The 21,934-nt window shown below is 66.5% G+C and carries 18 protein-coding genes and 1 tRNA gene; 5 read left to right on the plus strand and 14 right to left on the minus strand.

All coding sequences use genetic code 11. From position 1 onward, the window contains the following. Positions 1–82 precede the first annotated feature (82 nt). The 12 genes from leuE to gloB all read right to left on the minus strand — a co-directional run bounded on the left by leuE (position 83) and on the right by gloB (position 15,030). Entirely contained in the window at positions 83–772 is a 690-nt protein-coding gene (gene leuE / locus ACIP1U_RS08305) for a leucine efflux protein LeuE (protein WP_400313722.1), read from the minus strand. A 47-nt stretch (positions 773–819) separates the two neighbouring features. Then, entirely contained in the window at positions 820–1,956 is a 1,137-nt protein-coding gene (carA, locus tag ACIP1U_RS08310) for a glutamine-hydrolyzing carbamoyl-phosphate synthase small subunit (RefSeq protein WP_133096089.1), read from the minus strand. A 346-nt stretch (positions 1,957–2,302) separates the two neighbouring features. Beyond that, entirely contained in the window at positions 2,303–2,713 is a 411-nt protein-coding gene (locus ACIP1U_RS08315; protein ID WP_400313725.1) for a RidA family protein, read from the minus strand. A 77-nt stretch (positions 2,714–2,790) separates the two neighbouring features. Beyond that, positions 2,791–3,216: an acyl-CoA thioesterase gene (locus ACIP1U_RS08320; protein ID WP_400313727.1), complete on the minus strand. Its 426-nt coding sequence runs from the start codon at positions 3,214–3,216 to the stop codon at positions 2,791–2,793. Then, the gene (locus ACIP1U_RS08325) at positions 3,213–4,907 is read right to left on the minus strand and encodes an AMP-binding protein (protein WP_400313728.1); all 1,695 of its coding nucleotides are present in this window, start codon (positions 4,905–4,907) and stop codon (positions 3,213–3,215) included. Before ACIP1U_RS08325 ends, ACIP1U_RS08320 begins: the two co-directional genes overlap by 4 nt. 50 nt (positions 4,908–4,957) lie before the next feature. Further along, positions 4,958–6,136, minus strand: coding sequence for an acyl-CoA dehydrogenase family protein (locus ACIP1U_RS08330; RefSeq protein WP_400313731.1), 1,179 nt, complete (start codon positions 6,134–6,136; stop codon positions 4,958–4,960). Between the two features lie 14 nt (positions 6,137–6,150). Further along, on the minus strand, positions 6,151–7,002 hold the full coding sequence (locus tag ACIP1U_RS08335) for an enoyl-CoA hydratase family protein (protein WP_400313732.1): 852 nt from the start codon (positions 7,000–7,002) through the stop codon (positions 6,151–6,153). A gap of 34 nt (positions 7,003–7,036) precedes the next feature. Next, complete coding sequence (locus tag ACIP1U_RS08340) at positions 7,037–7,840, minus strand: SDR family NAD(P)-dependent oxidoreductase (RefSeq protein ID WP_400313734.1); 804 nt, start codon at positions 7,838–7,840, stop codon at positions 7,037–7,039. Beyond that, positions 7,837–10,191 carry a bifunctional salicylyl-CoA 5-hydroxylase/oxidoreductase gene (locus ACIP1U_RS08345; RefSeq protein ID WP_400313736.1) on the minus strand — a complete coding sequence of 785 codons (2,355 nt, stop codon included), beginning with the start codon at positions 10,189–10,191 and terminating at the stop codon, positions 7,837–7,839. The genes ACIP1U_RS08340 and ACIP1U_RS08345 overlap by 4 nt, the downstream gene beginning before the upstream one ends. Before the next feature lie 168 nt (positions 10,192–10,359). Next, positions 10,360–12,252 carry a propionate--CoA ligase gene (locus ACIP1U_RS08350; RefSeq protein WP_400313739.1) on the minus strand — a complete coding sequence of 631 codons (1,893 nt, stop codon included), beginning with the start codon at positions 12,250–12,252 and terminating at the stop codon, positions 10,360–10,362. A 167-nt stretch (positions 12,253–12,419) separates the two neighbouring features. Next, a complete protein-coding gene (locus ACIP1U_RS08355) occupies positions 12,420–14,096 on the minus strand; it encodes a transglycosylase SLT domain-containing protein (RefSeq protein WP_400313742.1) in 1,677 nt (558 codons plus the stop codon). A 133-nt stretch (positions 14,097–14,229) separates the two neighbouring features. Next, positions 14,230–15,030: a hydroxyacylglutathione hydrolase gene (gloB, locus tag ACIP1U_RS08360; RefSeq protein WP_400313745.1), complete on the minus strand. Its 801-nt coding sequence runs from the start codon at positions 15,028–15,030 to the stop codon at positions 14,230–14,232. Positions 15,031–15,165: 135 nt separating this feature from the next. Between gloB and ACIP1U_RS08365 the strand changes: the two genes are divergently transcribed. The 5 genes from ACIP1U_RS08365 (at position 15,166) to ACIP1U_RS08385 (ending at position 19,661) form a co-directional block, all read left to right on the plus strand. Further along, on the plus strand, positions 15,166–15,897 hold the full coding sequence (locus ACIP1U_RS08365; RefSeq protein WP_400313853.1) for a class I SAM-dependent methyltransferase: 732 nt from the start codon (positions 15,166–15,168) through the stop codon (positions 15,895–15,897). Between the two features lie 66 nt (positions 15,898–15,963). After that, on the plus strand, positions 15,964–16,401 hold the full coding sequence (gene rnhA, locus ACIP1U_RS08370) for a ribonuclease HI (protein ID WP_400313747.1): 438 nt from the start codon (positions 15,964–15,966) through the stop codon (positions 16,399–16,401). A 71-nt stretch (positions 16,402–16,472) separates the two neighbouring features. Beyond that, positions 16,473–17,204: a DNA polymerase III subunit epsilon gene (gene dnaQ / locus ACIP1U_RS08375; protein WP_400313750.1), complete on the plus strand. Its 732-nt coding sequence runs from the start codon at positions 16,473–16,475 to the stop codon at positions 17,202–17,204. Between the two features lie 91 nt (positions 17,205–17,295). Continuing rightward, positions 17,296–17,370, plus strand: a tRNA-Val gene (locus ACIP1U_RS08380). Between the two features lie 257 nt (positions 17,371–17,627). Further along, a complete protein-coding gene (locus ACIP1U_RS08385) occupies positions 17,628–19,661 on the plus strand; it encodes a diguanylate cyclase domain-containing protein (protein ID WP_400313753.1) in 2,034 nt (677 codons plus the stop codon). Between the two features lie 84 nt (positions 19,662–19,745). Here the strand turns inward: ACIP1U_RS08385 and ACIP1U_RS08390 are convergent, their stop codons facing one another. Both ACIP1U_RS08390 and ACIP1U_RS08395 read right to left on the minus strand, forming a co-directional pair. Next, the gene (locus ACIP1U_RS08390) at positions 19,746–21,476 is read right to left on the minus strand and encodes an ABC transporter substrate-binding protein (protein WP_400313856.1); all 1,731 of its coding nucleotides are present in this window, start codon (positions 21,474–21,476) and stop codon (positions 19,746–19,748) included. Between the two features lie 132 nt (positions 21,477–21,608). Continuing rightward, complete coding sequence (locus tag ACIP1U_RS08395; protein ID WP_400313859.1) at positions 21,609–21,917, minus strand: DUF2160 domain-containing protein; 309 nt, start codon at positions 21,915–21,917, stop codon at positions 21,609–21,611. Positions 21,918–21,934 lie beyond the last annotated feature (17 nt).

The following is a 21,934-nucleotide window of genomic DNA, read 5'->3' on the forward strand; positions in this document are numbered from 1 at the left end:
TTGCATGCGGGCCGCGCCGGTAATCAGGGAATCCGTTCAGGATTCGAAAAATGTCGGCTGCAGTTGTCGCAACCGCGCCGCGTCAGTTCATGGTCGCCGTAGCCAGCTTGGCGCCGAAGCCGATAAACATCGCCCCGACCCCGCTCGCCATTCCGGCCGACAGCCGCCGCCGGCGCCGGAAGGCGTCCGCCAGCTTCGCGCCTACGAAGATGATGGTGGTCAGGTAGGCGAAGCTGCACAGCTGGCACACCACGCCCAGCACGGCGAAAGACAGCACCGGGTAGGCAAAGGCCGGATCCACGAACTGGATGAAGAACGAAATGAAGAACAGGATGGCCTTCGGGTTCAGCAGGCTGATCAGCAGCGCCTTGCGGAACGGGTCGGACTGGTCGGCCACGCTGGCCGGCACCGCCTTGTCCGCTGTATTGTCCAATGCGGCCGAGCCCCGCGAGGCCCAGCTGCGCATCGCGCCGCGCAGCATGTTGAAGCCGATCCACGCCAGATAGGCCGCACCGATGTACTTCACCACGTAGAACAGCGCCGGGCTCGCCTTCAGCAGCGAGGCCACGCCCGCCGCCGACAGCACCATCAGCACCTGGTCGCCCAGGAACACCCCGCACGCGCCCTTGTAGCCGGCGCGCACGCCGCGCTGCGCCGCCACCGACAGCACGTACATCGAGTTCGGCCCCGGCAGCAGCACGATAAAGATCGTGCCGAGCAGGTAGGTCCAGAAATCGGTGATGCCGAAAGCAGTTTGCATGAAGGCGTTCATGGGGTATCCCGTGGTCCAGCGCTGTCCGGGCGCGCTAATTTGCTCACTTACTTGCGCGCGTCGGTCATGTGCTGGATGAAGCGGTCGAACAGGTAAGCCACGTCGTTCGGGCCAGGCGAGGCTTCCGGGTGACCCTGGAAGCAGAACGCCGGCTTGTCGGTCAGCGCGAAGCCCTGCAGCGTGCCGTCGAACAGCGACACGTGTGTCACGCGGGCGTTGGCGGGCAGCGTGTCGGCATCGACTGCGAAACCGTGGTTCTGAGACGTGATCATCACACGGCCGTCCTCCAGGTCCTTGACCGGGTGGTTGGCGCCGTGGTGGCCGGCCTTCATCTTCAGCGTCTTCGCGCCGACGGCCAGGGCCATGATCTGGTGGCCCAGGCAGATGCCGAAGGTCGGGATGCCGCGCTCGATGAACTCGCGCGTGGCGGCGATGGCGTAGTCGCACGGCTCGGGGTCGCCGGGGCCGTTGGACAGGAAAACGCCGTCCGGATTCAGCGCCAGCGCGTCGGCGGCGGTCGCCTGAGCCGGCAGCACCGTCACCTTGCAACCGCGCTCGGCCAGCATGCGCAGGATGTTGAACTTGACGCCGTAGTCATAGGCGACCACGTGGAATTGCGGCTTGTCCTGCTTGCCATAGCCTTCGCCCAGCGCCCATTCGGACTGGGTCCACTCGTACGGTTCCTTGACCGAGACCACCTTGGCCAGGTCCATGCCGGCCAGGCCGGGGAACGAGCGGGCCAGGTCGATGGCCTTCTGCACGTTGTCCTCGCCAGCCAGGATGCAGCCGTTCTGGGCGCCCTTCTCGCGCAGGATGCGGGTCAGCTTGCGGGTATCGATGCCGGCGATCGCCACCACCTTTTCCTGCTTCAGGTAGTGCGCAAGGGTGTGTTCCTTGCGGAAATTGGAGGCCAGGATCGGCAGATCCTTGATGATCAGGCCGGCGGCATGGACTTTCGTGGCTTCGACATCCTCAGGATTGACACCGTAGTTGCCGATATGCGGATACGTCAGCGTGACGATCTGCCGCGAATAGCTCGGGTCGGTGAGGATTTCCTGGTAACCGGTGATGGCGGTGTTGAACACCACTTCACCGATGGTATGGCCGGAAGCGCCAATGGAATAGCCACGAAAGACCGTGCCGTCTGCTAGCGCGAGAATGGCGGACGGAAAAGACGGTAACACGGGTAGGCTCCTGCTGGACTCACCCCGGGACCGACCAATCGACGCCTCGTGCCTCCCAGGCTGGATCCGTGACGGCGGCAGCGGCATTGCGCCGATGCGGTCGGACCCGGTCGCAACATGCCCTTTGCATCACATCAAGTGTGAACGGCAAAGGCGGCGCGGATGGGGGCGGCGGAAGGTGGAAAGCGGTTGGCGCTAGGGTGAAGGGTTCTGAAAGCGAAACTTTCGAATTATATCTCGCGCCACCCAATTTCTCAAGTTTTCAAGGACTTGCATCACACGGGCGCCGCCGCGGGCACCCGGCCCGCCGGTGCCCTCGCCCTGGTCTGGCGGTGTGCAGATACCGTTATGCATCCGGCGGGACGACCGCCGTCACCTCGATTTCTACCTTGGCGCGCGGCTCGACAAGATCGGCCACTTCCACCGCCGTCATCGCCGGGAAGTGCCGGCCAATGATGGCGCGGTAGTGCAGGCCGATTGCCCCATAGGCACCGACATATTCCGCCTTGTCCTTCACATACCAGGTCATGCGCGCGATATGTTCCGGCTTTGCCCCGCCGGCGGCCAGTACGTCGACCACATTGCGCAGCGCCTGCGCCACCTGCAGGCCGAAATCGTCGGTCTCGAACTCGCACTTGCCGTTCCAGCCGATCTGGCCGCTGACAATGAGCAGGCGGCTGCCGGCCTGGATCTCGGCCATCATGCCGTTGGCGTAGCCACGCGGGAGCGCCCAGTCGGGCGGCTGCAGGATTTTCATGGTTGATGTCCTGTTACTTTCTGATCAGGGATTGGGAATTCGATTGGGAATTCAATTGGGCATTCAGTAGCCGCCGGTCAGGCCGTCGCCACCAGGTAGGCCGCCATGGCCTCGCGCACGGCTTCCGGCAATGGCTGCGGCGCGATCGAGCCGGTGTCGACGCAGACCAGCCGCTGCGTCACTTCCATGCGGGTATCGTCGTGCGGCCCGGCGAAGCGGATCGCCAGCGTGAAGCTGGACTGGCCGAGCTTGAGCACGCGCAGCTCGCGCGTCAGCACCTCGCCCAGCCGGCTCGGCGCCAGGAAGCGGCATTCCATCTCGGCGGTCGGCACACCGGCCCGGCCCTCGCCGTGCATGACGTCGAAGGGCCACCCCAGCGCTTCGCCGAACCAGTCTTCGATGAAGTCGTTGAGCATCTCGAAGTAGCGCGGGTAGAACACGATCCCCGCCGCGTCGCAGTGCTTGAAGCGCACCAGGACGGTGCTGCGGAAGACCGGGCTCATGATTTGCTCCCACCGTTGTCAGCGCCATTGCCCTGCTCGGCCATCTGGCGCAGCCGGAATCGCTGCAGCTTGCCGGTCTCGGTGCGCGGCAGAGCAGGCACGAACTCGATGCGGCGGGGATATTTGTACGGCGCGATCTGGCGCTTCACGTAATCCTGCAGCGCGGTGCGCGTGGCGTCGTCCGGGGGCACGCCTTCGCGCAGCACCACGTAGGCCATGACCACCTGCCCACGCCCGTCGTCGGGCGCGCCGACCACGCCGCACTCGGCCACCGCGTCATGCTGCATCAGCGTGCTCTCCACCTCGGGGCCCGCAATGTTGTAGCCGGCCGAGATGATCATGTCATCGGAGCGCGCCTGGTAGAAGTAATAGCCGTCGGCGTCGACCGTGAAGGTATCGCCTGGCAGGTTCCAGCCCGCCTTCACATAGTTGGCCTGGCGCGGATCGTCCAGGTAGCGGCAGCCGGTCGGGCCCTGCACCGCCAGCTTGCCCACCTGCCCCGGCGGCAGCGGCCGCATCTCGTCATCGACGATCTGCGCCACGTAGCCGGGCACCACCTTCCCGATCGCACCCGGCCTGACCTCGGCGCCGGCGCTGGAGATAAAGATATGCATCATCTCGGTGCCGCCGATGCCGTCGGTCATCTCGATGCCGGTGGCGGCCTTCCAGCTCTGGCGTGTGGCGTCGGGCAGCGCCTCGCCGGCCGACACGCTCTGTTTCAGGCTGGAGATATCGAAGCGCGGCGCCAGCGTCGCCATCTGCCGGTAGAACGTGGGCGCGGTGAAGACAATGGTGGCGCGGAAGTCGTGGATGAGTTCCAGCAGCGTCTCCGGCGTCAGCTTCTCCGCCAGCACCGTGCTGGCGCCGACACGCAACGGAAAGCACAGCATGCCGCCCAGTCCGAAGGTGAAGGCGATCGGCGGCGTGCCGCAGAAGATATCGTCCGGCCCCGAGCGCAGCACATGACGCGGGAACAGGTCGCACATGGCCAGCACGTCGCGGTGAAAATGCACCGTCCCCTTGGGCTGTCCGGTGGTTCCGCTGGTGAAGGCGATCAGGCAGATATCGTCGCTCGCGGTGTCGCAGGCGTCGAAGCTGTCGGGCTTGTTCGCCATCGCGGCTTCCAGCGAACCCTCGCCGGTGCCGTTGAAATACAGCGCGCGGGCCAGGGTCGGACAATGGAATTCCCCGCCGGCCCGCTGGTTGGCGTCGAGGTCCTCGCGCAGCCGCGCATCGCACAGCGCCGCGGTGACCTGCGCCTTGTCGACGATCTGCTTCAGTTCCCTGGCGCGCAGCAGCGGCATGGTCGGCACGGCAATCAGGCCGGCCTTGATGGTGGCGAGCCAGCTTGCCGCCATCATCAGGTTGTTGGGGCCGCGCAGCAGCACGCGGTTGCCAGGCACCAGCGCCATGTCCTCGACCAGCACATGGGCGATGCGGTTGACCAGCGCAGCCAGCTGCGCGTAGGTGACCGTCTCGATCTGGCCCGCCTGACCCGCTTTGACCGTGGGGCGATGGCGGACAGCGACGCGCTCGCCGCGCCCTTCGCGCACGTGGCGGTCGACCAGCTCTACCGCGCAGTTCATCCGCGCCGGGTAGTCGGTGTCGGCGTTGAAGCGGAACGCCGGCCACTGCTCGGGTGGCGGCAGCCGGTCGCGGGCGAAGGTATCGAGGTGGGCGGTGGTCGCCATGGCTTGTCTCCTGTCTGCTCTGTCGGTACGGCAGTTCCGGGTCGGATGGCTCAGCCTTTCCGGCCGGCCAGCGTCTCGCGGGCGATGATCAGCTTCTGCACTTCGGTGGCGCCTTCGTAGATGCGCAGCGAGCGGATCTCGCGATACAGGCTTTCCACCCGCGTGCCGACCTTGACGCCGAGGCCGCCGAACATCTGCACCGCGCGGTCGATCACCTGCTGCGCGTTCTCGGTCGCGACCATCTTCGCCATCGCCGCTTCGCGGGTGGTTCGCGCTCCCTGCGGTCCCTTTGCGTCCCGCAGCCAGGCCGCACGATAGGTCAGCAGCGCAGCCGCGTCGATGGCCGTGGCCATGTCGCCGATGGCGGCCTGCGTCAATTGCAGGTCGGCCAGCACGCCGCCGAACATCGGCCGCGCGCACGCGCGCGCCAGCGCATCATCCAGCGCGGCACGGCCAAAGCCCAGGGCCGCCGCCGCGACCGAGGCGCGGAAGATGTCGAGGGTCATCATCGCCACCTTGAAGCCCTGCCCCGCCTCGCCCAGCCGGTTGCCCACCGGCACGCGGCAGTTATCGAAGCGCAGCGTGGCGAGCGGGTGCGGCGCGATCACGTCGATACGCTCGGCGATGGTCAGGCCCGGCGTGTCGGCATCGACCACGAAGGCCGAGATGCCGCGCGCGCCCGGCGCCTCGCCGGTGCGCACGAACACGCAATAGAAGTCCGCGATGCCGCCGTTGGAAATCCAGGTCTTGGCGCCGTCGATCACATAGTGCTTGCCGTCTTCCGACAGCCGCGCGCTGCATTGCATCGCCGCGACATCGGAACCGGCCTCGGGCTCGGACAGCGCAAACGCGGCGATGGCCTCGCCGCGCGCCACGCGTGGCAGGTATTGCGCGCGCAGCGCTTCGCTGCCGGCAATCGAGATCGCACCCGAGCCCAGCCCCTGCATCGCGAAGGCAAAGTCGGCCAGGCCGTCGTGACGCGCCAGCGTCTCGCGCAGCAGGCACAGCGAGCGTGAATCTAGCGCCGGCAGCGCGCCACCGTGCGCCGCCGGCACGCAATAGCGCAGCCAGCCCGCTTCGCCGAGCTGGCGCACCAGAGCGCGGCAGGCGGCGTCGGTATCGCTGTGGTCGACATGCAGGTGTTGCGCGCACCAGGCATCGAGCTCGCGCTCCAGGGTGCGGTGCGCGTCGTCGAACAGCGGCAGGTCGAGATAGGTCTTGTCTGACATCGCGGCTCCCTGGCTCAGTCGCCTTCGAACACCGGCTTCGATCTGGCCACGAAGGCCTCGTAGGCGCGGCGGAAATCGCGCGTCTGCATGCAGATGGCCTGGGCCTCGGCTTCGGCTTCGATGGCCTCGTCCAGCCCCATGTTCCATTCCTGGTGCAGCAGCTTCTTGGTCACGCCGTGGGCGAAGGTCGGCCCGGCGGCGAGTTGCGTGGCCAGTGCCTGCGCCTGTGCCAGCACGGCCTCGGACGGATGCAGCGCATTGAAGAAGCCCCATTGCAGCCCTTCTTCGGCGCTCATGGCGCGGCCGGTATAGAGCAGCTCGCTGGCACGCCCTTGCCCGATCACGCGCGGCAGCAGCGAGCACGCGCCCATGTCGGCACCGGCCAGGCCCACGCGCACGAACAGGAACGCGGTCTTGGCCTGCGCCGTGCCCAGCCGCATGTCGGAGGCCAGCGCCATCATCGCGCCCGCGCCGGCGCAGATGCCGTCGACCGCGCTGATCACCGGCTGCGGGCACGCGCGCATCGCCTTGACCAGGTCGCCGGTCATGCGCGTGAAGTCGAGCAGTTCGGGCATGGTCATCTGCGTCAGCGGCCCGATGATCTCGTGCACGTCGCCGCCCGAGCAGAAGTTGCCGCCGGCGCCGGTGACCACCACCGCCTTGATGTCGCTGGCGTAGCACAGCGCGCGGAACAGGTCGCGCAGCTCGGCATAGGAGTCGAAGGTCAGCGGGTTCTTGCGCTCCGGCCGGTTCAGCGTGATGGTGCCGACCTTGCCGTCGTCGGACACCGACCACAGGAAGTGCCGCGGCTCGTAGCCGGCAAAGCTGCGCTTGTGGTGGCGCATGTCGAGTGCGATTTCAGTCATGGTTCTCTCTCAGGTCTTTGAGGTCTTTGTCTTGTCAGCCAGCCATCACTTCGCCGCCGGCCACCGGGATCGCCTGCCCGGTGATCGCGCCGGCGGACGGCTGGCACAGCCATGCCACGGCGTCGGCCACTTCCTCGGGCTGCACCAGGCGGCGCTGCGGATTGCGCGCGGCCAGTTCCGCGCGCGCCTGGTCTTCGGTGCGGCCGGTCTTGCCGACGATGTTGGCGACGGCGTCGCGCACGATATCGGTCTCGGTGTAGCCCGGGCAAACCGCGTTGACGGTCACGCCCTTGGCCGCGGTCTCCAGCGCCAGCGCGCGCGTCAGACCGATCACGCCATGCTTGGCCGCGCAATAGGCGCTGACGTAGCCGTAGCCGATCAGTCCGGCGGTGCTGGCCACGTTGACGATGCGGCCCCAGCCGGCTTCGAGCATCGCAGGCAACGCTGCCTGCGTGCACAGGAAGGTGCCGGTCAGGTTGACGTCGAGCATGCGGCGCCACAGCGCGGCATCGGTCTTCATGAAGGGGGCGCTATGCGCCTGCCCGGCGTTGTTGACCAGTATCGATACCGGACCGGCTTGCTCCGTGGCCGCGGCAAAGCCGCGCGCTACGCTGTCCACATCGGCGATATCGGCCGTGACGAACGAAACGATGGCGTCCGCCGGTGCCTGCCCGCGCAGCGCCTGCACCGTCGCTTGCAGCGTGCCGGCATCACGCCCCAGCAGCGTGACGCTGGCGCCGTCGGCCAGCAGCCGCCGCGCGATCGCCGCGCCGATGCCGCGCCCGCCGCCGGTGATCAGCACGTGGCGTCCGGCCAGTGTTGCCATGCTGCCCGTCATGCCTGTTTCTCCTGCGCCGCGGCGCGTTCGAGATTGGTTTCCAGTTGCCGCTTGCCCGCCTGGTATTGCTTGGGCCAGGCGATATCGCGGTAGCCGATGCGCGCGGCTTCCTGCAGCGTCCACGCCGGGTTGGCCAGGTGCGGCCGCGCGATCGCGCACAGGTCGGCGCGGCCGGCGGCGATGATCGAATCGACGTGGTCGGCCTCGAAGATCGCACCTACCGCGATGGTGGCAATGCCGGCCTCGTTGCGGATGCGATCGGCAAACGGGGTCTGGTACATGCGCCCATACACCGGCGCCTGGTCCGGGCTGACCTGCCCCGACGAGCAATCGATCATGTCGGCGCCGGCCGCCTTGAAGGCGCGGGCGATTTCGACGGCGTCGTCGGGCGTGATGCCGCCTTCGACCCAGTCGTGCGCCGAGATGCGCACCGACATCGGCTTGTCCTGCGGCCATGCCGCGCGGACGGCCTCGAACACTTCCAGCGGATAGCGCAGCCGCGCCGCCAGCGAGCCGCCGAACTCGTCTTCACGCGTATTGGTCAGCGGCGAGATAAAGCTCGACAGCAGATAGCCGTGGGCGCAGTGCAGTTCGAGCCAGTCGAAACCCGCTTCGGCCGCGCGCCGGGCACTGGCAACGAAATCGTCGCGCACGCGGTCCATGTCTGCGCGCGTCATCTCGCGCGGGGTCTGCGATTCGCCAGGCAGGTACGGCAACGGCGAGGCCGACATCACCGGCCAGTTGCCCTGCGGCAGCGGATGGTCCATCGCCTCCCAGCCGAGTTGCGTCGATCCCTTGCGGCCAGAGTGGCCGATCTGCATGGCGATGCGGGCATCGCTGTTGGCATGCACGAAATCGACGATGCGCTTCCATGCGTCGCGCTGTGCATCGTTCCACAAGCCCGGGCAGCCCGGCGTGATGCGCGCATCGGGCGACACGCAGGTCATTTCCGCCACCACCATGCCGGCCCCGCCCAGTGCGCGCGAACCGAGGTGCACCAGGTGGAAGTCGGCCGGCATGCCGTCGGTGCAGGAGTACATCGCCATCGGCGACACCACCACGCGGTTCTTCAGCGTGACGCCGCGCAGCCGGAACGGCGTGAACATCGGCGGCAACGGCTCGTGTTCATGCAACTTCAGGCTTGGTTGCGGCACGCCGGCCTGTTGCGCCAGCCAGTGCTCGAACTGAGCCACATAATCGGCGTCGCGCACCCGCAGGTTCTCGTGCGAGATGCGCTGCGAGCGCGTCAGCAGCGAATAGGCGAACTGCTCCGGCGGCAGGCTGCCGGCGTAGCGCTCGACGTTCTCGAACCACTCGGTGGAGTTGCGCGCCGCGTTCTGGATCTTCAGCACTTCCACGCCGCGAGTGGCTTCGTAGCGCGCCAGCGCGTCGGGCAGCCCATCGTGGCCGCTGCCACGGATCTCTTCGGCCAGGTCGATCGCATCTTCCAGCGCCAGCTTGGTACCGGAGCCGATCGAGAAATGCGCCGTGTGCGCGGCATCGCCCATCAGCACCACGGGCACGCGGCGGCCGTCGGGCAAGGTATTCCAATGCACCCACTGGCGGCAGATCACGCGCGGGAAGCGGATCCAGATCGCCGAGCCGCGCAGGTGCGACGCATTGGTAATCAGCTTGTTGCCGTCGAGGTAGCGCGCGAACAGCTTTTCGCAATACGCCACGCCCGCTTCCTGGCTCATCTCGTCAATGCCGGCGGCTTGCCAGACCGATTCGGGCGTTTCGACGATAAAGGTCGAGGTGTTGTCGTCGAAGCGGTAGGCATGCGCCTGGAACCAGCCGTGCTCGGTCTTCTCGAAGGCGAAAGTGAAGGCATCGAACAGCTTGTGCGTGCCCAGCCAGACAAAGCGGCACTGGCGCGTATCGATGTCGGGCCGGAAGGTGTCGGCGTAGCGGGTGCGGATGCGGCTGTTCAGGCCATCCGAGGCGATCACCAGGTCGGCCTGGTATTGCATCGCCAGCGCCTGGTCGTCGGTGACATCGGTCTCGAACACCAGCCTGACGCCGAGCGCTTCGCAGCGCGCCTGCAGGATATTGAGCAGGCGCTTGCGGCCGATGCCGATAAAGCCGTGGCCGCCCGAACGGATGGTGCGCCCGCCGATATGGATGTCGATATCGTCCCAGTGGTTGAAGGCGGCGTTGATCTCGGCGGCGCTGTCCGGATCGGCCTGCTTGAGGTTGTCCATGGTGGCGTCGGAGAACACCACGCCCCAGCCAAAGGTGTCGTAAGGCCGGTTGCGCTCGACCACGACGACCTCGTTGGCCGGGTCCTGCAGCTTCATCAGCAGGCCGAAGTACAGCCCGGCCGGCCCGCCACCAATACAAAGCACTCGCATCTGTTGCCTCCTGCTGGGGCCGCGCCCGACAATGCTGTCCGGCGGCATCACGATCTAGATCAGATCTAAATATTTTATGCTTCAAATATTAGACTGCATCACAAGCCATGGCAAGCCCGCGGTGCGAAGTGTCCGGTTCGACACCTCGCACCGCATGACGTGCCCGCGTCAGCCCTTCAGCGCGGCCTGAACCTGCTCCAGCGCCGCCGGATCCTCGATCGTGGTCAGGTCGCCGGGATCCCGCCCTTCCGCCACCGCCTGCATCGCGCGCCGCAGCAACTTGCCCGAACGCGTCTTCGGCAGCGCATTGACAAAGAATACGCGCGCCGGCCGCGCCACCGCGCCGAGCTGCTGTTCGACGGTCTTCATCAACTCGCCCTCCAGCGCCAGCCGGTCCGCCTGCGTGGCGGTGCGCGCCGGGTCGCGCGCGATGCAGAAGCCCATCGCCACCTGACCCTTGAGCGCGTCCTGCACGCCGACCACCGCCACTTCGGCCACGGCCGGATTGGACGACAGGCTTTCCTCGATCTCGCGCGTGCCCAGCCGGTGGCCGGCGACGTTGATCACATCGTCCGTGCGGCCGAGGATAAAGACATAGCCGTCTTCATCGCGAACACCCCAGTCAAAGGTGGAATAGCACAGCCGGTTCGGCACCGCCTGCCAGTAGGTGCGCACGAAGCGGTCATCATCGCGCCACACCGTGCTCATGCAGCCCGGCGGCAGCGGCCCGTCGATCGCGACCACGCCTTTCTGGTTAGGCGGGCATTCCTCGCCGGTGTTCTCGTCGACGATCTTCAGGTCATAGCCGTAAGCCGGCACGCCCGGCGAGCCGAGCTTGGGCGGCAGCGGCTCGATACCGCGCTGGATCGCGAGAATCGGCCAGCCCGACTCGGTCTGCCAGTAGTTGTCGACCACCGGCTTGCCCAGGCCATCCTGGATCCAGCGCGCGGTGGGTTCGTCCAGCGGCTCACCGGCCAGGAACAGCAGGCGCAGGCTGGACAGGTCGTAGCGAGTCAACCAGGCCGGATCCTGCTTCTTCAGCACGCGGATCGCGGTGGGCGCGCTGAACATCAGGTTGACCTGGTATTGCTCGACCAGCCGCCACAGGATGCCGCCGTCCGGGCGGATCGGCGTGCCCTCATACATCAGCGTCGCCATGCCGGCCAGCAGCGGGCCATAGACGATATAGCTATGGCCGACCACCCAGCCGATGTCAGAGGCCGTGAACATGGTGTCGCCCGGCTTGCCGCAGAAGATGTATTCCATCGACGTGGCCAGCGCCACCGCGTAGCCGCCGGTATCGCGCTGCACGCCCTTGGGCTTGCCGGTGGTGCCGGAGGTGTAGAGCACATACGACGGCTCGCTGGACTCCAGCCATGCGCACGGCACCTGCGCGCCGGCCACGCGATCGCGCCAGGTGGCGTAGTCTTCGTCGCGGCCTTCGGTGCGCGGCATGCCGGCCAGTTGGCGGTCGACCAGCAGCACCTTCTCCGGCTGGTGCGACGACAGCCGGATGGCCTCGTCCAGCAGCGGCTTGTACGGCACCACCTTGCCGGCGCGCGAGCCCGCGTCGGCGCTGATCACCACGCGCGGGCGGGCGTCGTCGATCCGTGCCGCCAGGCTCACCGAGGCAAAGCCGCCGAACACCACCGAATGGATCGCGCCGATGCGCGCGCAGGCCAGCATCGCAAACGCAGCCTGCGGGATCATCGGCATATAGATCAGCACGCGGTCGCCCTTCTGCACCCCCAGCCCCTGCAGGATCGCCGCCATGCGGTTGACCTCGTCGTGCAGCTCGGCATAGGTGTAGGTGCGGGACTGGTCGACTTCGGTCGAGACCCAGTGCAGCGCCGGCTGACCGGCGCGCGCCGCCAGGTGGCGGTCGACCGCGTTGTGGCACAGGTTGGTGCGTCCGCCCACGAACCAGCGGGTGAACGGCGCACGGCTGTTGTCGAGCACCTGGTCGAACGGGGTTTCCCAATCGATGCGCGCCGCCTGTTCGGCCCAGAACCCTTGCGGGTCGGCCAGCGAACGGGCATGCACGGCATGGCTTGCCGTCATGGCAGTCTCCTCCGCGTCTGCGGTCGTTGTGATGATGACGGTAGTTTGCCACCGGCGCGGGTGCGGGGGAAACGGGATTCGGAGGGGTGCCGCCGGCGGCAGGTGCCCACGGCAGATGCAAAAAAGGCGTGCCGCCGGCACGCCTTTTTTGCTCTCAAACGCTGCGCTCAGCGCGCCTTGCTGCCCTTGCTGCTGGCCTTGCTGCTGGCCTTGACGCTGGATTTGGCCGATGCCTTCACCACCGGGCCCGCCTTTGCACCGCGGCGCGAAGAGGCTTCTACCGCGATGCGCTTGCGCGGCTCGGCCTTGGCCTTGGCCTTGGCCCCCTGCGTCGATACGCGCACGATCCCGCCCTTGCTGCCACGTTCGGCGCGCTCTTCGCGTTCGGCCCGGTCGGCCCGTTCGGCACGCGCCGCGCGGACCGCGCCGGCGCCGCGCACCGGCACCATCAGCACCAGGCTCTGCCCTGCCACCAGCTTGGTGCCGGACAGCTTGTTCCACGACTGCACCTGGCCCTGCGACACGCCGTAGCGCCGCGCCACCGATGCCACCGTATCGCGCCGGCTCGCGCGCACCACCACGCGGCGCGCATCGGGGAGGTCAGGCTCCATCGCCAGCATGGCGGTATCGGCCAGGCTCGCGCTGATGTCCCGGTCGTGGCGGCCTGAGCGCGGGATCATCACGGTCGAACCGGCCTTCAGGCGCATGCCCTTGGGAATGCTGTTGATTTCGCGCAGCGTGTCGGCATCGACATTGAGCCGCGCCGCCAGCGACTCGACGCGTTCGCGCCCGTCCACGGTGACCGCGGTCCAGCTCGACAGTCCGCCGCGATAGGTGTTCAGGTTGTACTGGAAGCGCTCGGCATTGTCGAACGGCAGCAGGATCTGCGGGTTGGATGCCCCCAGGATCACCGGCCGGTTGAACGACGGGTTCAGCGCCTTGAACTCTTCCAGCGTCATGTCCGCCAGCTTGGCGGCGAGATTCACGTCGATATCGCGCGACGTGGTCACCGTGACGAAGTACGGGTGGTCCGGGATCTCCGGCAGCCTGACGCCATATACCGCCGGGTTGGCGATGATGTTCTTGACCGCCTGCAGCTTCGGCACGTAGTAGCGCGTCTCGTTGGGCATGGTCAGGCTGGCGTAGTCGGTCGGCAGCCCGCGCGCCTGGTTGCGCGCGATCGCACGCGACACCGCGCCCTCGCCCCAGTTGTAGGCGGCCAGCGCCAGGTGCCAGTCGCCGAACATGTCATAGAGCCGCTGCAGGTAGTCGAGCGCGGCATCGGTCGAGGCCAGCACATCGCGGCGCTCGTCGCGGAACATGTTCTGCTTCAGGTTGTATGACTTGCCCGTGCTGGGGATGAACTGCCACATGCCGGCGGCCTTGGCGCTGGACTGGGCCTGCGGGTTGAACGCGCTCTCGACGAACGGCAGCAGCGCCAGCTCGGTCGGCATCTTGCGGCGCTCCAGCTCCTCGACGATGTGGTACAGGTAGCGGCTCGACCGCCCGACCATGCGCTCCATGTATTCCGGGCGCTGCGCATACCACTGGGTCCGGTCATCGACCAGCGTGCCTTCCAGGTCCTGCATGGCAAAGCCGCGCCGGATCCGGTCCCAGATATCGTTGGACGGGCCGCGCAGCCAGTCCAGGCCGCCCTGGTCGACATTGATGGTTGAGGTGGGACCCAGCGCAGATTTGTCGCTGAGCGTATTGAGAGGATCCTGGCGCCTGGCGGTCTGGGCGGTCGCGCCGTTGGCATCGGCGTCAGGCGGCGTGGGGGTGCTGGCGCAGGCTGCAAGCAGCGCCGCACACGCAACTACCGCCAGTAATCGACCAATTTTCATTAAGTTCTCAAATCGTGACGCTAAAAGGTTGCGTGATGCTAAAAAAAACAGCCTATCGCGTCAATCAGATTTTTATAGGTAGCAGCCCGAAAGCCTTGACTCGTAACGGTTTTCGGCCGGGCCTGCCTTCAATTTAGCGGAAATTGTCCTTCCACCCGCGCAGCGCGCCAAACGCTTTGGCGTCGCTATCGGTGGCACCGCCGTGCGCCGACACCGCGGCGCGCACCGACGCTTCGCGCGAGCGCAGGAACGGGTTGACCTCGCGCTCGTGGGCGATGGTGGTCGGCAACGTCGGCGTGTCCGCGGCACGCAGTGCATCGACACGCCGCTCCCACGCCGCCAGCGCGGCATTGTCCGGCTCGACCGCCCGAGCAAAGCGCACGTTGCTGCGCGTGTATTCGTGGGCGCAATAGACGCGCGTGTCGCCGGGCAGGCCCGCCAGCTTGTCCAGCGACGCCAGCATCTGCGCCGGCGATCCCTCAAAGAGGCGCCCGCAGCCGCTGGCGAACAGGGTGTCGCCGCAGAACACGGCGCGCCCCGCTTCGGCCAGGTCCCCCACGTAAGCGATATGGCCGGCGGTATGCCCGGGCACGTCCAGCACCCGCAACGTCACCGCGGGCTCGGCCAGCGTCACCTCGTCGCCTTCGCGCAGCGCCCGCGTGCGCCCGCCGATACGTTCACTGGCGGGCCCGAGCACCGGCATCGGCGCGCCCGAGGGTGTGCGCGGGTGTGCCGCCAGCAGGTCGGCAACGCCGCCCTGGTGATCGCCGTGGTGATGGGTGATTACAATAGCGCCCAGAGCCAGCCCCCGCTGCGCCAGAAATTGCTCCACCGGCGCCGACTCGCCGGGATCGACCACGGCGGCGTGATGCCCGTCGTGAATGGCCCAGATATAGTTATCCTGGAACGCCGGGATCGGCTCAACCTTCAACATGCGCATGCTCCTATGTCCAATCGTCCCAATCGCCAGCGCGGCGAGTACGGCCAGCGCGGCCTGAATGGCCCGAATGGTCCCAATGGCCCGATTGTAAGCTGGGAAGACTGGCTCGCCTCGCCGCCCGGCAAGTACATGCTGCGCTGGGAAGCGCAGCAATACGACCGCACCGTGGCGGACATCTTCGGCTACCACGCCGTACAGCTGGGCATGCCATACGTCGATACCCTGCGCGAGAACCGGATGCCGTTCTCGGCGCTGGCGCTTGACCCGGCCAGCGGGCCGCACGGGCCGCGCGCGGCACATCCGGACGCGCGACAGCTGCTGTGCCGCTTCGACGAGCTGCCGTTCGACACGCAGAGCGTCGACCTGGTAACCCTGCCCCATATCCTGGAGTTTGCCGAAGACCCGCACGAAGTGCTGCGCGAAGTCTCGCGCGTGCTGATGCCCGAAGGGCGCGTGGTGGTCACCTGCTTCAACCCGATGAGCCTGTGGGGCGCGCGCCAGGGCATGAACCGGCTCGGCGCCACGCCGTTCCTGCCGACCGATGCACAGCAGATCGGCTTCGTGCGCATCAAGGACTGGCTCAAGCTGCTCGGCTTCGATATCATCCGCGGCCGTTTCGGCTGCTACTGCCCGCCCTATCGCACCGAGCGCTGGCTGCAGCGCACCGCCTTCATGGAAAAAGCCGGCGACCGCTGGTGGCCGATCTTCGGCGCGGTCTATATGATCTCGGCGATCAAGCGCGTGCGCAACATACGGCTGGTCGGCCCGGCGTGGAAAGCCAAGCCGGCGCTGGCACCGGTGGCATCGCCCGTAGCTACGCCAACCGGCACCCACGGCAAGACGCCCGGCGATGATCACTGAGCCGGAACCACGGCGGAACAACCCATGCGCCGGCCGCGCTACGCGGCCGGCCCCCAACGGAATTCCATGCAAGAAGTCACGATCTACTCCGACGGCGCCTGCAAGGGCAACCCCGGCCGCGGCGGCTGGGGTGCGGTGCTCATCGCCGGCACGAATGAAAAGGAACTGTTCGGCGGCGAGCCCAACACCACCAACAACCGCATGGAGATGACCGCGGTGATCGAAGCGCTGCGCGCGCTCAAGCGGCCCTGCACCGTGCGCGTCTACACCGACTCGCAATATGTCCAGAAAGGCATCAGCGAATGGCTGCCCGGCTGGAAAGCCCGCGGCTGGAAGACCGCTGACAAGAAGCCAGTGAAGAACGCCGACCTGTGGCAGGAACTCGATGCGCTGACCCAGGGACACCAGATCTCCTGGCACTGGGTGCGCGGCCACAATGGCCACCCCGGCAACGAACGCGCCGATGCGCTGGCCAACCGCGGCGTCGAATCGATCGGCCGCTGAAACGCCGGAAGCGCCGCAACAACGCCACAACAAGAACCGCGGGGCAATGCCGCTCCGCTAGAATGCCCGCCATGCGACAAATCGTTCTCGATACCGAAACCACCGGCCTGAATGCCGCCACCGGCGACCGCCTGATCGAAATCGGCTGCGTCGAGCTGCTCAACCGCCGCCTGACGGGGCGCCACCTGCACTTCTACGTCAACCCGGAGCGCGACATCGACGAAGGCGCGATCGCCGTCCACGGCATCACGGTGGAGTTCCTGGCTGACAAGCCGCGCTTTGCAGAGGTCGTGCACGAGATCCGCGAATTCGTCGCAGATGCCGAACTGATCATCCACAACGCGCAGTTCGACCTTGGCTTCCTTGACATGGAATTCCAGTTGCTGGGCATGCCGCCGTTCCGCGAGCATGTCGGTAACGTGATCGATACTTTGCGCGAAGCGCGGCAGATGTTCCCCGGCAAGCGCAACTCCCTTGATGCCCTTTGCGATCGGCTGGGGATCAGCAACGCGCATCGCACGCTGCACGGCGCATTGCTCGATGCTGAATTGCTGGCCGAGGTCTACCTGGCGATGACCCGCGGCCAGGATTCGCTGGTGATCGACACAATGGACAGCGGAGCAGGCGCAGGCGGCGCCACCGCCACGGCCGACCTGTCTCGCCTGGTACTGCCCGTGCTGCGCGCCACCGAGGCAGAACTGGAAGCGCATTTCGACGTGCTCAAAGGCCTGGACAAGGCCAGCGGCGGCAAGACGGTATGGCAGGACGCCACGGCTCAGGAACCCGGCACGATGGCCGCCTGAACAAAAAGTTTGGAAAAGGGCTTTACAAGATACAGGGGGCTCTGCATAATCTCATCTCTCTGCTGCACGCCGGCAACGACGATGCAGAAAGGGGTGGTTAGCTCAGCGGTAGAGCACTGCCTTCACACGGCAGGGGTCACAGGTTCAATCCCTGTACCACCCACCAGCATTCAGGAAAAGCCAGCTTCGCGCTGGCTTTTTTCTTTTCCGCACTCCGCGCCTCACATCTCCCAGGGGCGCAATCTGCACCTCCCCCGCCTTCCACGTCCCCTGCTACACAGCCCTGGCTCTTGTTGCAAACAGTTTCGAATTCACCCTTGACATCTGCTAATCTTGAACGGATGGCTCGGCAATGGGCGAGGTAGGCAAGACAAAGCCCAGGGACCGGCACACGGGTCAGTGCGCAAAAGAAAGACGTCAATCATGCAGCACTCTTTGAAGTACCGGATGGCGTTCGCCACGGCGGGTGTGGTGACGCTGATCATCGTGCTGCGCGCCCTGTACGCCCAGTACTACGCCTACGATGGCCTCAAGCACCTGCGGCAACAGCAACAGGACACGCTGGTTGAACTGGTGGCGGAGCAACTGGACGAGAAGGTGCAAAGCCGGGCCGCGGTGTTGCGCCGTGTGGCCCGGCAGCTGTCGCCGATGCTTGCAGCCAGGCCGGCGGAACTGCGACGTGCCGCCGAAGGCATGGTCGACATGCCGGACCAGTTCAACGCCATCTTCCTTGCCGCTCCCGACGGCCAGCTGGTGTTCAGCACCGCCGTGCCGGACGGCGTGCGCCTGCGGGTGGACGATCGCGGCTACTTCCGTGATGTCCTGCGCGGCCAGTCGCTCGCGGTCTCAGACCTGATACAGGGCAAGCTGACCAACGCACCAGGCATGGTGCTGGCCGTGCCGCTGCATGGGCCCAACGGCGAATTGCGTGGCGTGGTCGGCGGCGTGCTGAACCTGTCCGTCAGCAATTTCCTGCGCGAGCTGGCGCACAGCCGGGTCGGTGTCACCGGCAGCTTCTGCCTGGTTTCGGCCGGCGCCAGTCCGCGCTACGCCATGCATCCCGATCCTACGCGCGTGCTGACGCCGGCGCGCGCGGTCGACGAGGCCTGCGGTGCCGAACGTCCCGCCTCGATGCTGGAAGTGGTCAGGCCGACGCAGCCCATCGTGGCGCGCTACCTGCTGCAGTCCAACGGCTGGGAAGTGGTGGCCGTGCTGCCGGCGGCCGAGGCCTACGCCGCGTTGATCGATGTGCGTCAGCGCACGATGGTCGTTGCCGGGGTATCGCTGCTGTTCGCCGCCGCGCTGATGTGGCTGGTGATGCGCCGTCTGCTGGCGCCGCTGCAGCGGCTGCGCCGCGCCGTGCGCCAGATTGCCGCCAACCCGTCGGCACTGGCGGACCTGCCCACCGGCCGGGCCGACGAAATCGGCGAGCTTGCCGCCAGTTTTGCCGAGGTGGTGGCGCAGCTGTCCGAGCGCGAGGCGGCACTGCAGGCCGCCAAGGACCGCGCCGCCGAGAGCGAAAAGCGCATCGAGGCCATCGCCAACCACGTGCCGGACTTCGTCTCGTTCATCGACCGGCAACAACGCTACGCCTTCGTCAACCAGGCGTACGCGCAGCACTACGGGGTGCCGGCGCAACAGATCGTCGGGCTGTCCTTGCGCGAGCTGTGGGGCACCCAGGAATACATGGCGTGCCAGCCTTACCTCGAACAGGCCTTCGCCGGCCGCGCGGTGACGTTCACGCGCGAAAGCCCGGATGGCAACGAGTGCGTGGAAGTCACCTACCAGCCGGCCTGGAACGATGCCCAGGACACGGTGGTCGGGCTGCACATGTTCGCGCGCAATGTGACGCACGAGCGCCAGAAGCTGCGCAACCTGGAGGCACAAACCGTCTCCGACCATCTCACCGGCCTGCTCAACCGCAAGGGTTTCGACCGGCGCCTGGCGGAATGCATGGCGCGCACGAGTGCCGGCGGCCGCGCCCTGGCCCTGCTGCTGGTTGACCTGGACGACTTCAAGGCGGTCAACGACAGCTATGGCCATCCGGTCGGCGACCGCTTGCTGGTTGCCTTTGCGCAGCGCTTGCGTGCCTGCGTGCGCAAGGGCGACGCGGTCGCGCGCATCGGCGGCGACGAGTTCGCGGTGATCCTCGACGGGGTATCCGACCGCAGTGCGATGGAATCGGTCGCCAACGCCATCGTGCAGACCGCGCGCACGCCGCTGGTGATCGACGGGCATTCGTTGTCTGCCACCGCCAGCGTCGGTTCGGCGCTGCATGAGGGGCGCCAGGTCATGACCGTCAGCGAGCTGTTTATGCACGCGGACATGGCGCTGTACGAGGCCAAGCGGCACGGCAAGGCGCGCTATGCTGCCCAGCCCGCTTGCCCCCCTGCGGACAATGCCGAAGCCGGAGCGGTATCGGCGCCTTCCCAGGAGCATGCCGGCTTGCCTGCCTAGCGGATGAAAAAACGGGCGCACCAGGCGCCCGTTGCAGGTGACATCGCGCCCGGAGCCAGGCCTCTCGGCCTGCAGGCGCCGTGGTCAGCGCACCTTGCCCTCCTTCCATGCCTGCAGCAGCTTGTCATAAGGGATGGTCTCGCCCTTCGGCTTCTCGTTGGCCAGCTTCTTCCACGGCGCGTGGTCGCTCGACAGCCATTTGGCCGGGTCGCCCTTCGGGTTGAGCCTGGGCGCGCAGTTGCTCATGCCGGCGCGCTGCAGCCGTGCCATCACCTGGTCCATCTCGTCGGCGAGGGTGTCCATCGCAGCCTGCGGGGTTTTCTCGCCGGTCACCGCGGTGGCCACGTTCTTCCACCACAGCTGCGCCAGCTTCGGGTAGTCGGGCACATTGGTGCCGGTCGGCGTCCAGGCCACGCGCGCGGGACTGCGGTAGAACTCGATCAGGCCGCCATACCTGGACGCGTTCTTGGTGAGGTAGTCGTGGTTGATGTCGCTGTCGCGGATAAAGGTCAGCCCGGTCAGCGACTTCTTGAGCGATACCGTCTTCGAGGTGACGAACTGCGCATACAGCCACGCGCCGGCGAGCTTGTTGGGGTCGGTGTTCTTGAAGAAGGTCCACGAACCCACGTCCTGGTAGCCGTTCTGCATGCCCTGCTTCCAGTAGGGGCCGTAAGGCGACGGTGCCATGCGCCACTTGGGCGAGCCGTCGGCATTGACCACCGGCAGGCCCTTTTTGGTCATGTCGGCGGTAAAGGCGGTGTACCAGAAGATCTGCTGCGCCACCTGCCCTTGCGCCGGCACCGGCCCGGCCTCGGAGAAGGTCATGCCCATCGCCTGCGGCGGCGCGTATTTCTTCATCCAGTCGATGTATTTGGTCAGCGCATAGACTGCGGCCGGGCTGTTGGTGGCGCCGCCGCGCGCGACCGAAGCGCCGACCGGCGTGCACTTGTCCTCGGCCACGCGGATGCCCCACTCGTCGACCGGCATGCCGTTGGGCAGGCCCTTGTCGGCGGTGCCCGCCATCGACAGCCAGGCATCGGTAAAGCGCCAGCCAAGCGAGGGGTCCTTCTTGCCGTAGTCCATGTGGCCGTAGACCTTCTTGCCGTCGATCTCCTTCACGTCGTTGGTAAAGAAGTTGGCGATGTCTTCATAGGCGGACCAGTTGGTCGGCACACCCAGGTCGTAGCCGTACTTGGCCTTGAACTTGTCCTGCAGGTCCTTGCGCGCGAACCAGTCGGCGCGGAACCAGTAGAGGTTGGCAAACTGCTGGTCGGGCAGCTGGTAGAGCTTGCCGTCCGGCGCGGTGGTGAACTTGGTGCCGATGAAGTCCTTCACGTCCAGGCCCGGGTTGGTCCATTCCTTGCCGGCGCCGTTCATATAGTCGGTCAGCGGCAGGATCGAGCCATAACGGTAGTGCGTGCCGATCAGGTCCGAATCGGAAATCCAGCCGTCGTAGATCGACTTGCCGGACTGCATCGAGGTCTGCAGCTTCTCGACCACGTCGCCCTCCTGAATCAGGTCATGGTTGACCTTGATCCCGGTGATTTCCTCGAAGGCCTTGGCCAGCGTCTTGGACTCGTACTCATGCGTGGTGATGGTCTCGGACACCACGTTGATCTGGGTGACACCCTTGGCCTTGAGCTTGGCGGCGGCGTCGATAAACCACTTCATCTCCGCCTGCTGCCTGTCCTTGGACAGCGACGAGGGCTGGAACTCATTGTCGATCCACTTCTTCGCTTCCGCCTCGCCCGCCAGGGCGGAGGTGCCGCAAGCCAGCGCAGCCGCGCAGGCAAGGGCTGTCATCCCCAACTTCACGTGCACTTTCATTGGTGTCTCCTCATGAATTCCCCTCCCCGGCTATGGTCTGGGTGGCGGCCCGGGGCAGGGATAAGCCGCTGTACCGCTATCTCCCATCGAAGCGGAAACTGCTGGTTAGGGATGCGCCGGTCAGCCCTTGCGCAGGATCAGCGCCAATACCAGCATCGATACGCCGAAGCTGATCCAGACGGACGGTTCCTCGGCCAGGGACAGCCATGCGGCGACCTTCTCGCCCAGCCCGGCCCACGCCAGGTTGACCCACGCCGCGCACATCAGGCCGATGAACAGCCGGTCACCCCGTGTGGTGGCGATCGGCAGAAAGCCCTTGCGCAGCACCGAAGGCGAACGGATTTCCCAGATGGTCATGCCGATCAGCATGACTACGATGCAGGCGAAGAACACCGCGACCGGCGTCGTCCACACCATCCAGCTCAGCATTGCCATGTCTCCTTGTC

Source organism: Cupriavidus sp. NPDC089707 (assembly GCF_044748965.1).
GTDB lineage: Bacteria > Pseudomonadota > Gammaproteobacteria > Burkholderiales > Burkholderiaceae > Cupriavidus.